18 protein-coding genes are annotated in these 19,836 nt (G+C 57.4%); 3 read left to right on the top strand and 15 right to left on the bottom strand.

The features are described from left to right. Window position 1: 1 nt before the first annotated feature. Both DHN10_RS00515 and hslV read right to left on the bottom strand, forming a co-directional pair. Window positions 2-1,060, bottom strand: coding sequence for a hypothetical protein (locus DHN10_RS00515; protein WP_108813307.1), 1,059 nt, complete (start codon window positions 1,058-1,060; stop codon window positions 2-4). Beyond that, window positions 1,057-1,614, bottom strand: a complete 558-nt coding sequence (hslV, locus tag DHN10_RS00510; RefSeq protein WP_108813869.1) for an ATP-dependent protease subunit HslV — start codon at window positions 1,612-1,614, stop codon at window positions 1,057-1,059. Before hslV ends, DHN10_RS00515 begins: the two co-directional genes overlap by 4 nt. A 102-nt stretch (window positions 1,615-1,716) precedes the next feature. Between hslV and DHN10_RS00505 the strand changes: the two genes are divergently transcribed. Then, window positions 1,717-2,625 carry a capsular polysaccharide export protein, LipB/KpsS family gene (locus DHN10_RS00505; protein ID WP_108813868.1) on the top strand — a complete coding sequence of 303 codons (909 nt, stop codon included), beginning with the start codon at window positions 1,717-1,719 and terminating at the stop codon, window positions 2,623-2,625. 50 nt (window positions 2,626-2,675) lie between these two features. Here the strand turns inward: DHN10_RS00505 and trxA are convergent, their stop codons facing one another. The 8 genes from trxA to regB form a co-directional block, all read right to left on the bottom strand. Further along, window positions 2,676-2,996: a thioredoxin gene (trxA, locus tag DHN10_RS00500; RefSeq protein WP_108813306.1), complete on the bottom strand. Its 321-nt coding sequence runs from the start codon at window positions 2,994-2,996 to the stop codon at window positions 2,676-2,678. A gap of 59 nt (window positions 2,997-3,055) precedes the next feature. Continuing rightward, entirely contained in the window at window positions 3,056-6,391 is a 3,336-nt protein-coding gene (gene addA / locus DHN10_RS00495) for a double-strand break repair helicase AddA (RefSeq protein WP_108813305.1), read from the bottom strand. Beyond that, entirely contained in the window at window positions 6,388-9,315 is a 2,928-nt protein-coding gene (gene addB, locus DHN10_RS00490; protein ID WP_108813304.1) for a double-strand break repair protein AddB, read from the bottom strand. Before addB ends, addA begins: the two co-directional genes overlap by 4 nt. Then, window positions 9,308-9,979, bottom strand: a complete 672-nt coding sequence (locus DHN10_RS00485; protein WP_108813303.1) for a nucleotidyltransferase family protein — start codon at window positions 9,977-9,979, stop codon at window positions 9,308-9,310. Before DHN10_RS00485 ends, addB begins: the two co-directional genes overlap by 8 nt. Next, window positions 9,976-10,947: an aminoglycoside phosphotransferase family protein gene (locus DHN10_RS00480; RefSeq protein ID WP_108813302.1), complete on the bottom strand. Its 972-nt coding sequence runs from the start codon at window positions 10,945-10,947 to the stop codon at window positions 9,976-9,978. Before DHN10_RS00480 ends, DHN10_RS00485 begins: the two co-directional genes overlap by 4 nt. Beyond that, window positions 10,940-11,404, bottom strand: coding sequence for a tRNA (adenosine(37)-N6)-threonylcarbamoyltransferase complex ATPase subunit type 1 TsaE (gene tsaE, locus DHN10_RS00475; protein WP_108813301.1), 465 nt, complete (start codon window positions 11,402-11,404; stop codon window positions 10,940-10,942). The genes DHN10_RS00480 and tsaE overlap by 8 nt, the downstream gene beginning before the upstream one ends. Window positions 11,405-11,445: 41 nt before the next feature. Beyond that, the gene (locus DHN10_RS00470) at window positions 11,446-13,035 is read right to left on the bottom strand and encodes a PAS-domain containing protein (protein WP_108813300.1); all 1,590 of its coding nucleotides are present in this window, start codon (window positions 13,033-13,035) and stop codon (window positions 11,446-11,448) included. A gap of 83 nt (window positions 13,036-13,118) precedes the next feature. After that, window positions 13,119-14,516 (bottom strand): sensor histidine kinase RegB, encoded by a 1,398-nt coding sequence (gene regB, locus DHN10_RS00465; protein ID WP_108813299.1) that lies wholly within the window; start codon window positions 14,514-14,516, stop codon window positions 13,119-13,121. Between the two features lie 149 nt (window positions 14,517-14,665). On the opposite strand from regB, the gene DHN10_RS00460 reads away from it, so the two are divergent. Continuing rightward, the gene (locus DHN10_RS00460) at window positions 14,666-15,217 is read left to right on the top strand and encodes an ActR/PrrA/RegA family redox response regulator transcription factor (protein WP_108813298.1); all 552 of its coding nucleotides are present in this window, start codon (window positions 14,666-14,668) and stop codon (window positions 15,215-15,217) included. On the opposite strand, the gene DHN10_RS00455 is transcribed toward DHN10_RS00460, so the two are convergent. Then, window positions 15,214-16,089 carry a LysR family transcriptional regulator gene (locus DHN10_RS00455; protein ID WP_108813297.1) on the bottom strand — a complete coding sequence of 292 codons (876 nt, stop codon included), beginning with the start codon at window positions 16,087-16,089 and terminating at the stop codon, window positions 15,214-15,216. The two genes, DHN10_RS00460 and DHN10_RS00455, sit on opposite strands and share 4 nt — an antisense overlap. Before the next feature lie 96 nt (window positions 16,090-16,185). Between DHN10_RS00455 and DHN10_RS19635 the strand changes: the two genes are divergently transcribed. Then, window positions 16,186-16,350: a hypothetical protein gene (locus DHN10_RS19635; protein WP_159086882.1), complete on the top strand. Its 165-nt coding sequence runs from the start codon at window positions 16,186-16,188 to the stop codon at window positions 16,348-16,350. 6 nt (window positions 16,351-16,356) lie between these two features. On the opposite strand, the gene DHN10_RS00450 is transcribed toward DHN10_RS19635, so the two are convergent. The 4 genes from DHN10_RS00450 to DHN10_RS00435 form a co-directional block, all read right to left on the bottom strand. Continuing rightward, window positions 16,357-16,827 carry a hypothetical protein gene (locus DHN10_RS00450; protein ID WP_108813296.1) on the bottom strand — a complete coding sequence of 157 codons (471 nt, stop codon included), beginning with the start codon at window positions 16,825-16,827 and terminating at the stop codon, window positions 16,357-16,359. Further along, complete coding sequence (locus tag DHN10_RS00445; RefSeq protein ID WP_159086881.1) at window positions 16,827-17,360, bottom strand: GspMb/PilO family protein; 534 nt, start codon at window positions 17,358-17,360, stop codon at window positions 16,827-16,829. The genes DHN10_RS00450 and DHN10_RS00445 overlap by 1 nt, the downstream gene beginning before the upstream one ends. Next, the gene (locus DHN10_RS00440; RefSeq protein ID WP_108813294.1) at window positions 17,360-18,424 is read right to left on the bottom strand and encodes a PilN domain-containing protein; all 1,065 of its coding nucleotides are present in this window, start codon (window positions 18,422-18,424) and stop codon (window positions 17,360-17,362) included. The genes DHN10_RS00445 and DHN10_RS00440 overlap by 1 nt, the downstream gene beginning before the upstream one ends. 84 nt (window positions 18,425-18,508) lie before the next feature. Further along, entirely contained in the window at window positions 18,509-19,789 is a 1,281-nt protein-coding gene (locus DHN10_RS00435) for a DUF1501 domain-containing protein (RefSeq protein ID WP_159086880.1), read from the bottom strand. Window positions 19,790-19,836: the final 47 nt, after the last annotated feature.

Below are 19,836 nucleotides of genomic sequence, written 5' to 3'. Positions count from 1 at the left end.
TTCAAACTTGCGAAGGAGGAAGACGGTGCAGCGGGACAAAGCCAGGCATCAGGCGCAAGATGCGTGCCCTGATCCGTTCCCAAAACGCACCAAGTAGAAGGAGGACAACGCCAAGGATCAGCACAGTCAGCGCCGCCCCATCCCCATCAAAGACGGTTGCCGCGAGGGCCACGATATAGCCGATTGCGGCGATTAGGAATGAACGGCGGTCGATGACGATGGCGACGACGGCAAAAAGCATCAGCACTGCAAGCAGGATCAGATTGCTGTCTTGATCCAGCAGCGACAGGGCCATGGTGTTAACCAATGCTGGGGCTGCGACCACATGCAACCAGAATCCATTGGCTGAACGACGCGTCACACGGTGTGGGTCGCTCATGTCGAACATCATGGCGACAGCAAAGACCAGGATGCCCAAAACCAATGTGATCCATGCAAAAGGGCCGCCAGCGGAGAGTAGGAAAAACTCGCTCATATCTGCCACGCGCCCTTCACGGCTGGCGGCATAAACGATGGCAGTGATGAACAGCCCCACGGCGATCATCGCCATCGCAAAAGGTACGCGGAAACGCCACCAATAGACGAGGATTGCAAGTGTGGACAAGAAAAGCGGCAAGGGCACGCTGGAATAGTCGTTCTGCGCGATCATGAAGGGTTCGGACATCACAGCGGTAATGCCAAAGGCAGCATTGGCGGCGAACATGACCGACAAGGCGATGGCCGGGGCCACCATGCGCCGCTTGCGTACAAAATATTCGGACAACAGCCACAGAATACCCGCACCGATGAGCGACACGACCATGGCATAATCTTGCAGATTCACGATCTCATCACCAAGAGCGAGGGCCACGACGCCCCACCATCCGACGGAAAGGATCAGCAGGCCGATCACAATGAAAATCTCGTTGAACCCTTTGAAAAGCTCAAAAGGTTCGTCGCCGGGGTTCAGGTTTTCGCGTGCGCCACGGCGGCTGTCAGACAGGCTGATCAGGCCAGCGGCCTGTTTTTCGTTGATAAGACCACTGCCAACAGCAGCCCGCAGGTCATCGCGTTCGATCATGTGGAAATCGTCTCAACCGTCAGGTTGCCGTTGGTGTAGACACAGATGTCAGCGGCAATCGCCATCGCCTCGCGGGCGACGGTTTCGGCGTCTTTGTCAGACGCCATCATGGCGCGGCCAGCGGCAAGGGCAAAGTTTCCGCCCGATCCGATGGCGGCGATATCATGTTCAGGCTCCAGCACGTCACCGGCGCCTGTGATCACCAACAGATCGAACCCGTCACTGACGATCAGCATCGCTTCGAGCTTTTGCAGGTATTTGTCGGTGCGCCAGTCTTTGGCCAATTCAACGGAAGCACGGGCAAGCTGACCCGGTGTTGCCTCAAGTTTCTTCTCCAACCGCTCAAGCAGTGTAAAAGCATCAGCAGTTGATCCGGCAAAGCCACAGATCACATCCTGCCCGCCGGGTGATAGACGCCGTACTTTGCGCGCGGTGCCCTTGATCACAGTCTGGCCAAGGCTGACCTGCCCGTCGCCAGCGATGACAACTTGTCCACCTTTGCGCACACCGATGATTGTGGTGCCATGCCAGCCGGGGAATTCTTCGCTTGCCATCATCTGCTCCTGAAAGTGTTGCGTCCTATATGGCGAGGGGTTTGCTGCCAAACAACCCCGCACGGCTTGTTCCCGCTTGGCCACATCAGTAGCGTCACCAGCATGAGCGCGCAGGACACCGTCACATTCTATCTGCACTCCAAGCTGCGCAATCAGGCAGAGGGGGGCAACCATAATTTTATCTCAAGGCTGTCCGATGTGCAGGAAGAGGCAGGGCTGCAAGTTGCATTTGATGGTGACGACGACCTAGCGCGCGCCCGCGCGCTGGTCCGACCTGGTCGCAGTCTTTGGTTGATGGAACCGCCGGTGAACGACTGCGGTTTGACCTTTCGCAAGACCTATCTTTACCCGTTCTGGCATATTGAGCAGCAGGCCGCGCGGTGGGATTGGCCTGTGGCACAAGAGCATTTCGACCCGGCAGCAGTTCCAGCAATCAAAGCTGCGAATTTTTTCCGATACTGGCGCGAGCGCTTGTTTGCCGAGGCACCGCGGCACGCCCGTAGGGACGGGTTTGTCTATGTGCCTTTACAAGGGCAGTTGCTGCGCCAGCGGTCTTTTCAATCTAACAGTCCGGTTGAGATGCTCAAAACTGTGCTGGCTCGTGACCCTAACCGCAAGGTGATCGCGACGCTGCATCCGTCTGAGAATTACAGCGATGCAGAACAGCGGGCGCTGGAACAGATCTTGGCTGACAATCTGCGGCTGACTGTTACGCTTAACAGTGATGCCCAGTATTTGCAGAACTGCGATTACGTTGTGACCCAGAATTCAAGCGTTGGGTTCATGGGATATTTCTTTGAAAAACCGCTTATCTTGTTTGGAAAGTCCGATTTCCATCACATCGCGTTGCGCGGCCAAGACCCCGATGCCTTTGATCAAGTGATGCGGTACCAACCGAATTATGCAGCGTATCTTTACTGGTTCTTGCAAATGAAGGCGATCAATGCAGGGCGACCGGAGGTTAAACAGACGATACAAACGGTTCTGCGCGGGCATGGGTGGCCGGTATGAAAAAGGGCACCGCAATGGGTGCCCTTTTCTACGAAATCAGATGTGTCAGTTTAGATCGATTCTTCGATCCAACCCTGAATGGCGGCCTTGGGGGCAGCGCCTGCTTTGTTGGAAACAACCTCACCGTTTTTGAAAACGAAAAGTGCCGGAATGCCCCGCACGCCCATCTGGGCGGGTGAGTTGGGGTTTTCGTCAACGTTCACTTTGACGATCTTCACTTTACCGTCCATCTCGGCGGAAAGCTCTTCCAATGCGGGGCCGATTTGTTTGCATGGGCCACACCATTCGGCCCAAAAATCGACAACAACAGGGATGTCGGACTGTCGGACTTCGGCGTCAAAGGTGGCGTCTGTTACTGCTACGGTTGCCATCAGGTTACTCCTTGGCGAAAAACATTAGAGCCGGAACCTATGAACCGAGGCCGCGTTGGTCAAGGTGTCGTAACCCCGATCATGGCTTCGTGAAGCAGATCGTCAGGCAAAACCATCAGATCACCAGTGTGGGTCCACAAGATCGCCGCTTCAATGCGGTGATCGGGGTATATCTTGTGGAGCGCCATGGCATAGGCCCCTAGCTGTCGTGTCAGGCCAAGCGGGGTCTGGTTGGGTGTCTCAGGCACAATCCGGTTAGACTTATAGTCAATCGCGGTGATTTTGTCAGGTCCGATGATCAACCTGTCAATCGCCCCGTGGATGCGCCCGACGCCCGGCAGAGTGGCGGTGATATCAACCTCGGTCAGCGCGTCGTCGGTCCATATCCAGTGCAGGTCCGGTTTGTCGATCAATGCGCAAACCTCTTCCACCAAAGCATCATCATCTGACTGGATGAGTTGTAGACCAAGACCGTGCCGCTCACTTTGCGGGGCACCGGGAAGATGTTCCAATAAACGGTGAATTTGCGTGCCGCGCGCCTTGGCGTCTTCCTCATCAAGCTCTGCGGGATCGCCAGGCAGCACCTTGTCGCCGCCCAATTCAGACGGCGCGATGGTTTTGGGCCTTTCAGGAAGCGCCAGCGTGCCAAAATCGGATGGCGTGACCTTGGATGGCTCTTTCCGGTCCGGGGTTACCAGTTCGGGCCCGTCCCAATCCCCCTTGGCGACCCGGCGCACGGTCAAGTCACCTTGCACCGCATCAACGTCGCCGCGCTGGGCCAACCCATCGGCAACGACATTGTACCAGCTCGCATCACCGTCGCCGACATCACCTGCCGCCCCGATGATCAGCCATTTCTCGGCTCGTGTCATCGCCACATAAAGCAGACGCATCCGCTCGCGGGCTTGTTTGGCAACAACGTCATCTCGCAAGGCGGTCACCGCCGGGGCAGAGGCATTGGTAGGTGTTTTCCAGATCACATGATCCCCGGCGGGCAGCATTTCCTGTTTCGCCTGATTGTCGCGCTTGGCAGTGTCCGGCAGGATCACGATCGGCGCTTCCAGCCCTTTGGCCCCATGCACTGTCATCACACGGATGCGGTCGCCCTGACTGTCCATCTGGCGCTTGATCTCAAGGTCATCGGTCTCCATCCAGGTCAGAAACCCAGTCAAACTGGGCACGCCCGTGCTTTCGTAAGCCAGTGCCTGAGACAGCAGCGCATCAATACCGTCTTCGGCTTCCGGCCCCAACCGGGCCAGTAGTTTGCGGCGTCCATCGTGCCGCGTCAGAATACGTTCGATCAGATCATAGGGGCGCAGGAAATCAGCCTGCGTGCGCAAGTCGTCGATGACGGCAAGCGTTGCATGGTGCGTAGAACCACGCAGCGCTGTCCAAAGATAGGCATCCTTGGCCCGGCGATGGGCGAGCGAAAAGAGATCCTGTTCCGACCAGTCAAACAAGGGCGATCGCAGCGCAGCGGCAAGCGACAGGTCATCCTCGGGCAAGGCGAGGAAGCTAAGCAATGCAGCGAGGTCTTTCACCGCAAGTTCGGCACCAACCCGCAATCGGTCAGCGCCCGCTATCTTAAGATTGGCCGCTTTGCAGGCGCGAATAATCTCGGCAAATAGTTCTGACCGGCGCTGGACAAGGATCAGAAAATCACCCTCGGTGATCGGACGGCGCTGGTATGTGCCGGTATTCTTGATCTCAACGGGGATCGTGTCATTGGTGATCATATGCTTGATCTGTGCCGCCACGCGCTGCGCCATGATCACGGTGTGATCGGTGGCGCTTGGCAGATCGACAGGTTCGTACCAAACGCGGTCTTCTTCGTCTTTGGATTTCTCGACCACTGGCCACAGATCAACACGCCCCGGCATCCCATCTTTAAATGCAACGTGGTTCAGTCCTTCGTCCATTCCTGCCGCGCGATCACCTTGGAAAGTGGCATCAACAACCGAAAGGATTGCCTGCGAGGATCGAAAGGAATGGTCAAGCGAGGTGACGTTGAAGGGCTTGCCAATCGCCGCATGCGCCGCCTCAAAATGCCCTTTCATCTGGTCAAAGGCAGCAGGATCGGCGCCCTGAAACGAATAGATCGATTGTTTTTTGTCACCAACAACAAAGACCGTGCGCTCGCGGTCGGTCCGCGCGCCTTCGCCGGTGGCAAACTCTTGCGTCAACTGTTCGATCACGGCCCATTGGGTCGGGCTGGTGTCCTGCGCCTCATCCACCAGAATATGATCAATGCCACCGTCCAGCCGAAACAGCACCCATTGTGCGACGGCCGGATCGGTCAAAAGCGCCTTGGCCTTGCGGATCAGATCGTCAAAATCCAGCGCACCCATGGTTAGCTTGCGATCAGCATATGCAGGTAGGAAGGCCTGCGCGAAATGATAAAGTGCCGTGGTTCTGTCAAACGCAATCAGCCCGAGGCGGAGCGGGCGGATATCTTCAACCCGGCCCATCAGCACCTCAACATCCGCAATAAGATCAGGGTTGGCGTTGCGAGTGGCTTTGGTCGGGAAGGTTCCGATTTTGGCGGTAAATGGGGCCTTGCCGGATTTAGTCAGAAAGACATCCTCAAGACCTTTGAGGATATCGTTGGGACCGGCATCAGCGTGCAGCAAACTTGTCAGCGCATTCGCCGCTTTGACATCATTGGCGGACCCGGCAGAACAGGCGCTCGCAAGCTGGTTCAGCAAATCGCGGTCAAAAACATCATCGCAGAGTCGTGTCGCATTCAGCCCTGCAGGCAGATCAAGCGTCTGCAGCAGTGCCCCTTGGTCCAGTGGTGTTTGAAAATAGTCGCTGTTTTTGGCAATCTCTGCAGTGAATTTGCCAAGGTCATCGCCAGTGAAATACTGCAAAAGCTGATGCACGACGTCTGCTTTTGGCCCCACGACAAGGCCATCCACAACATCGGCGCGCAGCAATTCTGCATCGCGGTCTTCCATTTCGCGGAATTGCGGGCTGACCTGCGCTTCAAGCGGGAACCGCCGCAAGACGCCGGCACAGAAAGAGTGGATCGTCTGGATTTTTAACCCACCCGGCGTTTCAATCGCGCGGGCAAAAAGGGTGCGTGCCTGCGCCAGTTGCGCACCGTCAATCTGGCGATCAACGCCAAGCGTCGTCAGCTCTGCCCGCAAATCCGCGTCGGGCATCATCGCCCACGCACCCAGCCGCTTGAACAGGCGGTTCTGCATCTCGGCTGCGGCGGCTTTGGTGTAGGTGAGGCACAGGATGTTCTGCGGCGAGACTTCTTCCAGTAGCAACCGCGCAACGCGGTCGGTCAGCACCCGCGTTTTGCCTGATCCGGCATTGGCCGACAGCCAGGTAGAGTACCCAGGGTCGGCGGCTTCAACCTGCCGCTGCGTTGCATCGTCGCGCATCATGTCAGTACCTCAGGTGCAGGTTCATCAGAGGTGTCCCATTCGCCATAACGCGACAGATGATCGTAAGGCCCATGGTCTGACTTCAAGAAGAGCGCCAGCCGCGCGGTGTACCCGCGTGTCGGGTCTTGCCAGTTGTCAAAAAGTGTCTCTAACTCGGCCCAAACCTGATCTGGCGGTTGCTTGGCAAGCGGCGCTGGCACGACGGCCATCCCAGCGTTGACGCCGATGAAGCTGGCGCCCGCCACATGACGTTCTCCGGTATTCTCAAAGGCGCCGCGTTCGACCATGGCCGCTTCAAGCAAAAGCTGTTTGTCGAATTTTTCCTGTTGCGGGCCGGTCGGCATGACACCGGTTTTGTAGTCATAGATCAGCGCTTCGTCCGTTTCGGTCAGGTCGATACGATCCGCCTTGCAGGTTAGTAGTACGCCCGACGGGGCAACATAAATCTCGCCTTTGGCCTCTAGAACGGATGCTTTGGCTTGCGCCTGTCGGACAGCCTCTCCAGCCAGAAAGATATCAACTGATCGTTCCATGCGTGCCATCCATTGGGCGCGGACGGTGGGCCACGGGCAGTCCTTGGTGAATTCTTCCAGTGCTATCTGCATCAGCAAATCACGGTCGGCGGGGCCACCCCTTGCCTCAATGAATCGCTCAAGAATGCGGTGAACGATGATTCCGCGCAGGGGTGCATCAGCGCTGGGCACGAGAGGGTCTAGCGGATCAAGTCGCAGCGTCTTGCGGGCATAAATCGCGAAGGGATCACGAATGAGCGTTTTGATTTGTGTCACCGACAGCCGATCCGGTCGCGCTGCAACCGGCGGGCATGGCGACGGGCGCGCTGCGGGCGCGCCCCGTGCCTTGGGCGTGGACAGCGCATGCGCCATCGCCAGCCAATGATCGCCACGCGCCTGCATCGCGTCCAAGGCTTCCGGTCCGCGTTGATCCGGCAAACCTTTGAGCAGATTGGTCAGCCGGTTCACCCAGCGCGAGGGCACGGTTTCGGCGTCCGCAGAGCGTTTTGCACGAGTGATCCAGATCTCTGCCCCGGCGATGGCTTGTTGATAGTCGTGCGCAGACAGCCCGATGCGCCGTTCCGGCAGCAAAAGCCCTGCTTGCGCGCGCATCACGCGGTTGAGCCATGGATCAGGTTTTGGTGCTTCTGGCCAGACACCATCATTCATGCCGCCAAGGATGGTCAGATCAACGCCATGCACGCGTGCCTCCAACGTGCCCCAGATCAGGATATCAGGGTGACCTGCATCGCGGTCACGCACTACGCCATCAGCAATGACGCCACCAAAAAGTGCTGCATAATCGCGCGCAGACAGTGGACCACCTGCACCAGCAGCAAGCCTGAGTGTTTCACAAACCCGCCACGCTTCGCGCCCGGCAGCTTTGTCCCAGAGCCCACCCGCTTCTTCGCCATCCGGTCCGGCAGAGAGCGCCTGTGCCAGAGCGATATGTTGTGCATAGTAAGCGCTCAAATCTTGCGTGCCGCTGTCTTGCAGGTTGCAAATTAGGACCGATAACCATGTCGTCCAATTTGCGCGGCGTTCATCCTTACTGGCCCAACGCGCCAAATCCTCGGCTGTTGGAAAGGGCGGCCCGTGGCGGCGCAGATGCAGTTCCAGATCATGCGTGTGCCGCAGATGATCGCCCCGGTCAGGGTGGTTGGAATGACAAAGCGGGTGCTTCAGCAAGATCAGCAAGGCCTCACCAGTCAGCGGTTTGCCAAATAGATCAGCCACATGGCGCAAGAAACGCCCCGGTGCCGACAATGCTAGCGGCAAGCCCGCACTGTCATCAGGTGTGATGTCCCAGCGATCAAGCGCTGCTGTGACTTGGCGGGTAAGCATGCGGTCCGGTGAGATGAGAGCGGCTGTCTGCCCATCTTCGGCGGCTTGACGCAGGCGCAGCGCGATGGCTTCCGCCTCGGCGCGGGGTGTGCTCGCCTCGATCAGTGTGAGGGCTTCGGTCGGGGCGATCAGATCATCCAGATCTGGGCCGTCCTTGCGCCATTGGTCCGTCACCGGGGCAGGTCGCAGAGACAGCGATACTAGCGCATTGCGTCTGGCGTTCGGCGGCGCTTGCGTGGACCAGGGGGAGACATCATCGCGTTCAAATCCGATCAGGTCCATCAGGCGGCGGAACCGGAACTGTGGGTGATCTTCGGCCGTCATATCATCGCTCATACCGGCCCAAACGTCATTTGGCAGATCGAAATCAAAGCCGGGCAGGATGATCGCCCCCTGCGGCAGCTTCGCGACTGCCTGCATGAACAGGGCCGTCGAGCCACGTGATCCGGTGGAGCCTGCCACGATGACCGGATGCGTCGGCGGATTGGTTTCCCAGCGTTCCGCCAATGCCTCTACAACCATGCGCTGGCGCGCCTCTTTGTCAGGCGCTTCTTCGCCCCCACCGAAGAACGGTGTGATGATTTTGAGAAACCGCAGCGCGCGGTCCCAATGACCGGATTGATCGGTGACATCGAGGTTAGCGATGGCACCTGGCCCTACACCTTCGCCCTGCATTTCATCCATCAACGTTGCAAGGCTGTCTGACAGGTCATAAAGCGCCGCGCGGGGTGCCAGATCCGGCTCTTGATCAAGCAGTTTGCTGACGAATTGCGCCAGTTGCAGGCGCCGCTCTAACGGAGAAACCGCTGGACGCAGGGCGAGCGAAATTGGGTCGCTTGCCAAATCCGTCACCAGCCGGATGCACGGCAAAAGCCGGGCTGGCCCGTCGTCAAACACAGTCCGAATGCGCCGCCGCATACGTGTGGTGTTGACGTAAATCTCGACCTTGGCCCAGTCATGAGGGGCCAGATCGGCAAAATGCTCGGTTAGTCCTTCAACAAGGCTCTTGGCGAAATCCACGCCGGGAGCGCTGCCAAAGATGCGCGGCGTGTGGGTTTGGTCAAACATGCAGCATGGCCTCGGCGATCGTGATGCTTTCGGGCTGGCCAACATCGCACCATTGCCCATCATAAAGTGTGCCGTATAGTCGGCCGCGCGCTGCAATCTGGTCCCAGACGACGTTCATTGAGAAGGCTTGTTCCGGGATATCAAAAAGTGCTTCGGTCCGGATCATCTGGACGCCTGTGTAGATCGCTCCTGGGCCCCGATGCAGCCGTCCGTCAGCATCAATCTCAAAATCTCCTTTACCCAGATGACCGTGGACATTTTTCGTGGGCACCATCAGCAAGAGCGCCTCCATTTTGTCGTCCCATGCGTTCTGGATATGGGTCACCGGGTTGGGACCGTTCCAGACCGCATCCGTATTCATTGTCAGTGCGGGGCTTGCGCCAAGCAGGGGCAGCGCCTTTCGCAAGCCCCCGCCGGTTTCAAGGAGGCAATCTGTTTCGTCGGAAAAAAGGACGTCCTGACCTGCAAGGTGGTCGCGGATCATTTGGCCTTTGTAATGCAGGTTGACCACTGCATTGCCGATTTGTGCATCCTTTGCCAGATCAAGGGCGTGATCCAACAGCGGCTTGCCTGCCACAGGGATCAGTGGCTTGGGCCGGTCTGCCGTTAACGCGCCCATCCGGGTGCCCATCCCGGCTGCAAAAAGAAGAATCGGGACCGTCATGCGATCAATCCGTTCAAGATATCTGTCGTGGGAGGCGGGGCAGTAGCAAGGACCGCGCGTTTCAGGCGATCCAATGCGGGGTCGCCAAGATCGTGCAGGATATTGGTCCAGACGCGGGGCATGAATGCCAGATATCGCGGTTTTTGATGGTCTGTCGCCAGCCGGGCAAAGACGCCAAGGATACGCAGATTGCGTTGCACGCCAAGGCAGGCGAGCTGCGTGCGAAAGTTAGCGGGTGCGTTGGTGCGCGCGCAGTAGTTGTCGATGGTTTGGGCGACAACATCTCGCGGGATATCGCGCCGAACATCGCGCAAGAGCGAGGCAAGGTCATAACCCTCTGGTGCGATGAACGCGTCCTGAAAGTCTAGCAACCCAACGCGGTCATTGCCTTTGTGATCTGGTCGCCAAATCATATTCTCCGCATGAAAATCGCGCAAGGCTAGGGTGTCAGGGTTGGGTGCATGAGTGGCAAGCGCGCATTCGACTTCTGCGCAAAGCTCTGTGACCGATGACCGTGTGTAATGCGTGCCAAGAATATCGATCATCTGCGCGCCAACCTGTGGTGTCATGACCGGCAGGCCCTGCGGTGCGCTGAGCGTCTTGAGCGTGATGAGTACGTCAACAGCGGCATCATACAGGGTGGCTTGATCGGCTGGTTTGCCTTTGAGAACGGCGGCGAAATCCATAGTGCCAAGATCGGCGATGACCATTAATCCGATGTCTGGCGCATGAGCGAGGACCTTTGGCGCTGACAGGTTATTGCTGTTCAGGAACGCCGCCAGTTCTGCGAATTTCGTGGTATCTTCGCCGTTCTCCGGCGGGGCATCCATGAGGATAACCGTCTTATCGCCCCTGTGTAGTCGCAGATACCGCCGTGATGACGCATCACCGGTGATGGGCGTTTGGTCCCAATCGACCCAAGGCGAGTTTTGCAAGAACTCTTTGATCAAGGTTGCGCGATCAACCATGCAGAACACGCACGCGGTTGGCCCAAGCGGCCGACCCAGTGATCGTCACGTTATGATTATCCTGATTTGCCACAAACGCCAGGCGGAGCGCGTTTTGTGGTGTCGCCGCGCCCAATCGGTCGGGCCACTCAACAAGGCAAATCGCCGTTTCAAATGCCGTGTCGAGGCCAAGCTCCAACGCCTCATCCGGATGGGTCAGCCGATAGAGATCACAGTGCCAGAGATCGCCATCAGCGTCTTCATAGGTCTGGACCAATGTGAATGTCGGTGAGGGTACGTCTTCCATACGGCCCAACCGCGCACGGATCAGCGCGCGTGCAAAGGCAGACTTACCTGCTCCGATATCGCCTTCCAGCAAAAGCGTGTCGCCGGGCAGCAAAATCGGTGCAATCGTTGCAGCAAGTGCGGCTGTCGCCGCTTCATCTGCTAGCGATGTTTGAAGGATCCGTTGGGTCATGGCCCAAGACTATGGTCTTGAGCACCTGCTGCAAGCGGAAATCATCCTTTGCCAACCTGGAAAACTGGGCCTGTCGCGGCAAGTTTTCGGATGGTGGGGCGCATAGACGGGGCGATGGTAAAACGGACCATTGTCATGCCGCCAGAAATCGGATGCGCATGACACCGTAGATGCCGCCCGTCCTCAAGCATAACATCATCTGACCAGACCTTGCGCGCTTCCAGACGCTGGATGACATCTATCATCTCGTCCCACATCGCGCTGGGCACGGCGCGTGATTGCCAGACGGCCATTTCACTCGCGAGTTCCCGGTGTTCCAGCATGAGTTCTGATTTCGTCTCCCACAGGCGGGCATAGGCGTGGTTGGACATCATCAGCGTGCCAGCCCGTGAAAAAACGGCAATGCCATCGGGCAGCGCGTCCAAAACGGCCTGTCCGGTCTCGATGTCGGTGCGAAAACGCCGGGTCAATGACACCTCTGCGGTGATATCCTCGAACAAAAAGGCAAAGGCCCCGTCAGGATGCGGTTTACCGATCACCCGGAGCGTTTGCCCATCAGGCAAAGACCAGTTCGCGCTATAGGTGCCGTTCTTCGCGGCGTCCTCGACGGCCGCGAATTGGTCGCGCCAAGACACATAGTCGCGCGGTTCCGGCATCATGCGAAGCTCTCGCAGGCGGTCCAGTACGGTATCGATGCTGGGTTGTGTGCTTAGAAATTCGACCGGCAACTTTGTCATGTCGAGGAGTGCTGGGTTGAACATGGCCAACTGTCTGTTGCGATCAAAGATGGCAAGGCCGGTTGAAAGTTGGGCAAAAGTCTTGCCCAGGGTTTGCACAAAGTTGCGGCGGGCCCGGTCCGCCCGCATGATCGCATTGGCATCCGATGCAAAATGCAATGTCCCGCCATCACGATTGACCACGGTGATATCGAGCCAATGCGGGTCGTCCTCATCGGTCATATCAATGGATTTGCGGTAGTTCTGCTTGTCGTCTGCGGTTTGCTGTAGAACTATGGCAAGCGATTGCAGCGACGTCGCATCGCTGGTTGTGACCGGACGTTTCGAACGCTCTGCAAAGGACATGAATGTCTGGTTCGACCATGTCACATTTCCAGCAAGATCGGTTTGCCAAATCAGTTGCGGTGCGTGGTGCGCGACATCGCGCAGCAGGTCGTTCTGCGCAAAGTACAAATCGCGCGATAGGGCCGAAAGTGGATCCTCTAGTGGTGTTTCGTTGCGGCAAACAGCAGTGATGCGCACGCAATGGGCGTTTCGCTCAACCTCTAACAGCAAAGTTGGGTCGTTCTGGCATATCAATCGGGTCAGGCCGATGGTTTCGTCCTGCAAGACACTGCCCAATTCAGGAAAAGGGCCACGAAAGGCGTCCAACACGGCGTCATATTCGGACTTGTGCGCGGTCTGATGCGCGATCAGCGCAAGCGCATCAGCGGTTGCGTCGATCAGAACACCACCACGAAACAGAAACACGGGTTCCTGCGCCTTTTTGGTTTGTACGATCTCAGGTGCGGCTACGGCGCGCCACTGCGCCTTGCCGCGCATCACCACGATCAGTGACGCACCCAGCAACGCTGCAAATCCAATCACAGCAAGATCAAATAAGGTCATCGACATTCAAAGTCCGCCCTAGCCAACATGCTGACAGACAATTGCCTATGAAGGTTAATGCAGCCTTAATCGGAACGACATGAATCGACTCAAGTTTTGATTGGTTTGTTTTCGCCGAGCGGTTGGGTTGCCCAGTCTTCGTCAGGCTGAAACGTATCACGCGGCCAGGTCACATCGACGATTGCGCCGCCGGTCGCTTGGCCTTTCCAGTTCGCCTGTCCATGGCGCCGGTTGTTTGAAAAGGTCAGGGTGGCACCTGAACGCTCCAGCAGCGTCTTTGCGATGAAAAGCCCCAGTCCCATTCCTTCATATCCTGGTCGCCGCGCACCGTCCTCAGCTAGACGCCTGCGCCGGACATATGGATCACCGATCCGGCCCAACACAGAGGGCGGGAACCCGCGCCCATCGTCAGAGATCCGCACACCAATTCCATCGTCGGACCACGTCAGATCAACGGTCACACAAGAGTTGGAAAAATCGACTGCGTTCTGGACCAGATTGCGCAGACCGTGGATGATTTCGGGTTGTCGCGGAATGATCGGTTGATTTTGGCCGGCACCTTCATCGGGGGTAAGCTGAAATGTGACGGTTTTGCCGCGCGACAGATGTGGTTCGGCAGCCTCGCGCACGACCACCTCTAGTGGTGCGCGCCGCAGATAAAGATCATCTTTGCCCGCGCGACCCATGGAGTGCAGAATATCACGGCAGCGGTCAGCCTGTTGGCTGATCAGCTCTGCATCTTCGAGTAGTTCGGGACTGCTTTTCAATTCGTCCTTCAACTCACCGCTGACCAGCTTGATCGTGGCAAGAGGTGTGCCAAGTTCATGCGCCGCTGCTGCCACAACGCCACCCAGATCCGTCAGCTTCTGTTCGCGCGACAGGGCAAGCTGCGTGGCCAATAGTGCTTCGCTCATTACATGCGTCTCGTTTGTGACTTGTCGGGCGTATAGTGCCAGAAAGACCAACCCGATAAGCAAAGCTAGCCAGAAACCGAACTGAAACAGGATCGGCAGGGCTAGCATTGTGCCGTCCGCCAGAATGAGCGGGACATGGATGCGGCTGATCACGGTGATCAGCGCCATCGCCACCAATCCCAGAATTATTGTGCCGCGCAGCGGCAAGACGGTTGCGGCGATGGTCACGGGGGCAAGAACCATCATGGCGAAGGGGTTGTTCAACCCGCCAGTGAGGTAAAGCAGAACGCTGAGCTGCAGTATGTCAAAGGCAAGCCAGATGGTTGCCTCTTGTTCTCGAAGGCGCTTGTTTTTGGGATAAAGCGACAAAGAAAACAGGTTTGCCAGCACGGACGCGAGAATGACGAGGGCCGCAGGGGTAACGTCAATCTGCAACCCATAGATTTGCACCGCAACAACAACCGCAGCTGCCTGACCGATCGCAGCAAACCAGCGCAGCCCGACAAGCGTTCGCAACCGCACCCAATTGCTGCGGTTCTGAGCCTGAAAAAGCTGTGCGTTGCTGGTTGGCATGGGCAATCCGAAGTTGCTGAAGTCAAATCATAGAGCGATTGCATCCTTGTGCAACGATGGGGAATAATATGCGTGTCACCACGGGGCTATGGATTTGACGTGCTGCACTGCCGCGCTACCTCAGCCCCAGAAATGAAGTTGGAACCAGAATGAATATGGAACCGTTGGATTTGGGAGAAGACAAAAGTCTTCTTCTTGTAGACGATGATGAAGCGTTTCTGCGTCGCCTTGCAAAAGCGATGGCGAAACGTGGGTTCGATGTTGAGATGGCAGGATCGGTTGCCGCAGGTAAGGCGATCTCTGTTGCCCGCCCGCCAGCTTACGCAGTTGTCGATTTGCGACTTGAGGAAGGCAATGGACTGGACGTCGTGGAATCACTGCGCGCCCGCCGCCCGGAAAGCCGGATTGTTGTGCTGACCGGTTATGGTGCGATTGCAACTGCCGTGGCCGCCGTGAAGATCGGTGCGACAGATTACCTATCTAAACCTGCCGATGCCACTGATGTGACCAACGCTTTGCTGGCCCGTCAGGATGAACTTCCGCCGCCGCCGGAAAACCCCATGAGTGCGGACCGCGTCCGTTGGGAACATATCCAGCGGGTATATGAACTGTGCGACCGCAATGTTTCTGAAACCGCACGACGCCTGTCGATGCACCGCCGAACCTTGCAACGTATCTTGGCCAAGCGCAGCCCGCGCTAGGCCTTGGCCGCCGCAAGCAGCCACGATTTGAGAATACGCGCTTTGGTCGACAGCACCCCTTTGGGATGAACGATGTAGTAGCCCAATCCTTTGGGTTGCCGCTGCATCAGCCTAACCAGTTTCCCATCATTGAAGTCTGTCGCGACCAACGCACTTGATGCCACGCTCAGTGCTTTGCCCGCCCGAACGGCCGCCATCACCATACCGAAGGTTGGGACGTCGTTGACTGGGCTTTTTGACACGTCGATGCCCGAGTCCAAGACCCAGCGTCGCGCCTCTTTGTGAACGGTCTCAAAAATCCACGGCAGGCCGTCGAGGTCTTCGAAGGACTTGATCTCGCGGCCTTGCAACAGTGACGGTGCCGCAACCACAGTGAAATCAGCTGGCAACAGAAATGTCGCCTCCAGTCCGGCCCAATCGCCTTTGCCATAGCGCACGGCCAAATCAATACCGTCTCTGCGCAGGTCGATCACCGTAACATTTGGATTGATCGATAGCCCAAAATCAGGATGTTTGGCCCAGAAATCCGCAAACCGCGGCATTAACCAGTTTTCTGCAAAGCTCGGCGTGACAGACAGGGCGATGGGGCGCGTTTCGGCATCTGCAGTCACCGCCTGCACGCCGTCAATGATCAGGCTGAACCCGTCAAAAAGCGCGGCACCCAAGGCCGCCCCCGCCTCTGTCATTGCCATGCCGCGCCCTTCACGCACCAAAAGGGACGTGTTCAGCTCTGCTTCGATCGCGCGGACGTGCTGGGCAATGGCTGCATGGGTGACGTTCAATTCTGCCGCAGCGGCGGTGAATGAGCCACGGCGGGCGACGGCCTCAAACGCACGCAGGGCCGCGAGGGATGGGATGTTACGCCAATTCATATGATAGCTCAGCTTTCATTACAGAAACCATACTGAGTCGCAGAATTGGGCAAGAGTCAATAAGTAAGGGACATCACAACCCCGAAAGGAAAAGCCATGCTTTCACTTCTTATCGACGGCGTTCTTAACCGTGGCCGCCCTTCCATGTGGGACGCACCACAGCATTTCAAGGCCCCGCACTATCCGCGCAACACCGCAGAGCGTGAGCGTGAAGAGGCAGAGCGCCGCCACAGGGCCATGCGCGATGTTGGTATGTGGTAAGCGGGTTCAGGGGTTTCCTGATGACAGCGAAATCACCTGACGTTCACCATCCGAAGAGATGACAACAACCGAGGTATCTGTGATCTCTTCGATCTCCCAGTTCCCGATCTTTTCTCCGACCCTCCGTCTGAGAAGATCGGGACGATTGGACAACTGCATCAACGCGATGCGGTCGTTCTCGTCATTCACGATGCCTGTGAGGCTGAGTGTGATGGCGACAGGCGCCGGCTCTGCAACTGTGGCAACCACGGGGGGTCGGCGCGTGATATGAAACAGCGGACGCTCCACCAGATCCTGTGATCGTTCGGCAAGCACTGCCATGGCATCGGGTGCGTCAGAGGGGACGGATTGTGCGGCAGGCAGCGGTGCAGCTTCACCGTCACGGACCAGCGGCATCCATATGATACCAGCCAGAGCAACGCAGATCAGCCCCGCAGCCAGCGGCACGGTCGTCTGGAGATGTGGGGACAGTTTCATCATTGCGACGCAAACCCGCTCAGTTTGAGTTGGATCGCCAAGGGTCGTTCATCGGCGTTGCGATTGTTGCTGCGCGCGCGGCGCAATGAAATGCTATCGACCACGATCATCGGGTCGTGGTTGGCCAGGCTTTCCATAAAGCTGCCTAACTCGCTTTCTTGCACAACGCCATTCAACGTCAGCGCCAGCCGTAAGGACCCGTTCAAAGGCTCGACTTGATCGGCGCGGATGACTTCCAACCGGACCTGAAATTCCGTCGCCAGTTCCTGCATGTCACTTTGCATTTGCGCCTGCGCCAGCTGTGGCGTTTCACTGACGTAGAATGTGGCCAGCGGTCGCGCACCGGTCTGCGGCTGTGCGGCGCGTTCTGCCAATGCGATGGCATCAAGCTGATCGCTAATACCGGCGTATTTGCTGCGCGCAATGTTGGTCAGAACCAAGGTAAGAGCAATCAGAAGGATCGATGTGCCGACAACCAAAAGCGTGCCGAACCGCCGAACTAGCGTTGGGTTATGAAAGGTGAAATCGTTCATCATATTTCACCTGTCAGAACAGCATTGATGCGGAACCGTTCAAGGTTCTGCGTATTGTCGCGGGTCACTGGAGAGCCAAATTCGATATCTTTCAAGGCAGGCAATGCCGCCAGCAGTCGCGTGACCTCTGCGGCAGATGGCGCGAAGCCGATGATTGTCACGTCCTCACCATCGACCAGCATCTGTTCCAGCCAGACACCGTCCGGCAACGTGTTGGCCATCGTGCCAATGATCGTCAGCCGGGCGTTCCCCAAATCGCGACGGTCTTGCAAACCACGGGTGACGGCTTGCTCTGCTGCCAGTTCGCGCAGTTTTGCCGTCGCCGCGTCGGCCTGTTCGTTCACGCTGTCGCTGCGCACAGACTGCACGACGAACAGGGCGATGGCTGATACAAGAAATAATGCAAAAGACCCGAGGGGAAACCGCAAAGTGGGCGGGATTTTCCGGATGCTCGCCAAGGGGCCCGCAGCCGTCGAAAGACGCGATGGTTTTTCAAGCCAATCAGGTTCCACCGCAACACGGAGCGAGCCGTCAGGGCGATGTCGCCGCGCCAGATTGATCGACTTGCCCGTATGCTCCATCGCATCAAGAATCCAATCGACTGCACCTTTCAACACAATCGCCGCTTCGACGATCCAGTCGCCATTGGGCGTTTCCTTGGCGGACCAGAACCAGACGCATTGATCGCTTTGAATGGGCGAGCGAAATTCCAACTCTGTCTCGATGATCGCTTCAAGATCATTGAAGGGGCCATTTGGCACCTGAAATGTCAGATCAAAGGCGGTGCGCCCGGCAAAGACGATATCGATTTCATTTTCGGGCAGATTTTCCAGACAAATCGTCAATTCGCCCAGATTTGAGAAATTCATCACATCCTCATCCAGCCGCAAGGCATAAGAGGTGTCACCAAGGAAAAGCTCGGGCGGGGGCGATTTCTTGGGGATTCGCGGTGGCTCGTGCAGCATCGAGATGCTGGTCGACGCCAGATTCGCCAGTTTTGTGAAGGTATTCACAGATTTTTGCGCCGCCGAGGGGCTGGATGGCATGTCTTGTGATGTGTTCATGCCGAAACATAGTCCCTGAACGAATTACGCTGAGAGGCACTTTGCCCCTCAGCGTCAGACTTTTCAACCGTGTCAGTTTTGGCGCTATGCGACGCCGCGCGTAAACAGGCCGTGGTTGGTGAAGGCGTGGCCGCGGAAAATCTCCGACAGCAAGCTCTCGGGCATACCCATGTGACGGATCATGATTTCGCCAACGATATCGCGGAATTCGGTGGCGTGCGGCAGGAAGCGCGCAGAAATCAGTTGATCTTCGGCAATAGAAGTCACATCCGGCGCAAGCCCGCCAGCCGTTGCACCACCAAAGGCAAACCAGGACGAAGCATGCCCGTGATCGGTACCGATTGTGCCGTTCTCTTTGACGGTCCGGCCGAATTCGGTGCAGACCAGAACCACAACATCGTCGATGCCTGTACCCATATCGCGGTAGAAGGTTACCAGATCGTTGGCACCCTGACGCATCCGGCTGTGGTAGCCAAAGTTCGGATCACTGAAGCGGTTGCCGTTGTTGGCGCCGGGAATCTGGTTAGAGTGCGTGTCCCAACCGATGTTGAAGTCCATGGCGGCCACTTCAAGCGGCACACCGGCCTTCAGAAGCTGTGCAGCAAGGCGCAGACCACGACCAAGCTGGCTGTTGGAGTAATCCATACCACCTGCTTCGACGACATAGTTCACACCGGCGGCCTGCACTTCGGAAATCGAATCCAGCATGACCAGTTGGTTATCACGCAGATCACCCTCAAGTCCGGGCTGGTCAATCTCGTGCATGGCGATGTCGCGCATCATATCCGTCAGCCGGTTGTCGGCGCAGCCAGAGCCACCACACAGAACGGGGTGCTCAAGGTTAAACCCATCGCGGTTGTTCACAGCAGGCACAACAATGCTGCCGCGCTGTTCAGTGCTAAGCGATGTCTTACCCAGAACTGCACCACGCAGCGGGTGATCCGGCCCCGCGACGTTTTGCATGTAGCGGTTCAGATAGCCGTCAATGATGTTGTTGCGTTCACCAGTGCCAATCCAGCGTTGGTTGTCAAAGTGCGACCGGTTACCGTCGCTGATCGCCGTGGCCGGTGCAATCATAAGACGCCCAGCGTCCCAGATTTCCATCAGCGGCTCTAGGTTCGGGTTCAGGGCGCGATAGGTGCTGCCCAGGCTGATCGCGGTGTTTGCGTCGCTCGACAGCGGTGCGCCAATTGCGAGGTTGGGGCGGTGATTATAGTAAGCCATGTCTCCAACAGGTGGGACAAGGTGCAGACCATCGGCACCACCCCGCATGAAGATCTTGATAAAAGTCTTGCCTCCGGCGCTTTGGCCGAAAGAAAACTTTGGTGCGCCAGCAATGCCCGCCATGCTTGCAGCGGCTACCATTGCTGAGGACTTCATGAATTCTCTACGGTTTTTCAATTTGGATACCT

The sequence above is a fragment of the Loktanella sp. Alg231-35 genome, from assembly GCF_900143545.1.
GTDB lineage: Bacteria > Pseudomonadota > Alphaproteobacteria > Rhodobacterales > Rhodobacteraceae > Yoonia.
This window is presented reverse-complemented; position numbering and strand designations above follow the sequence as displayed.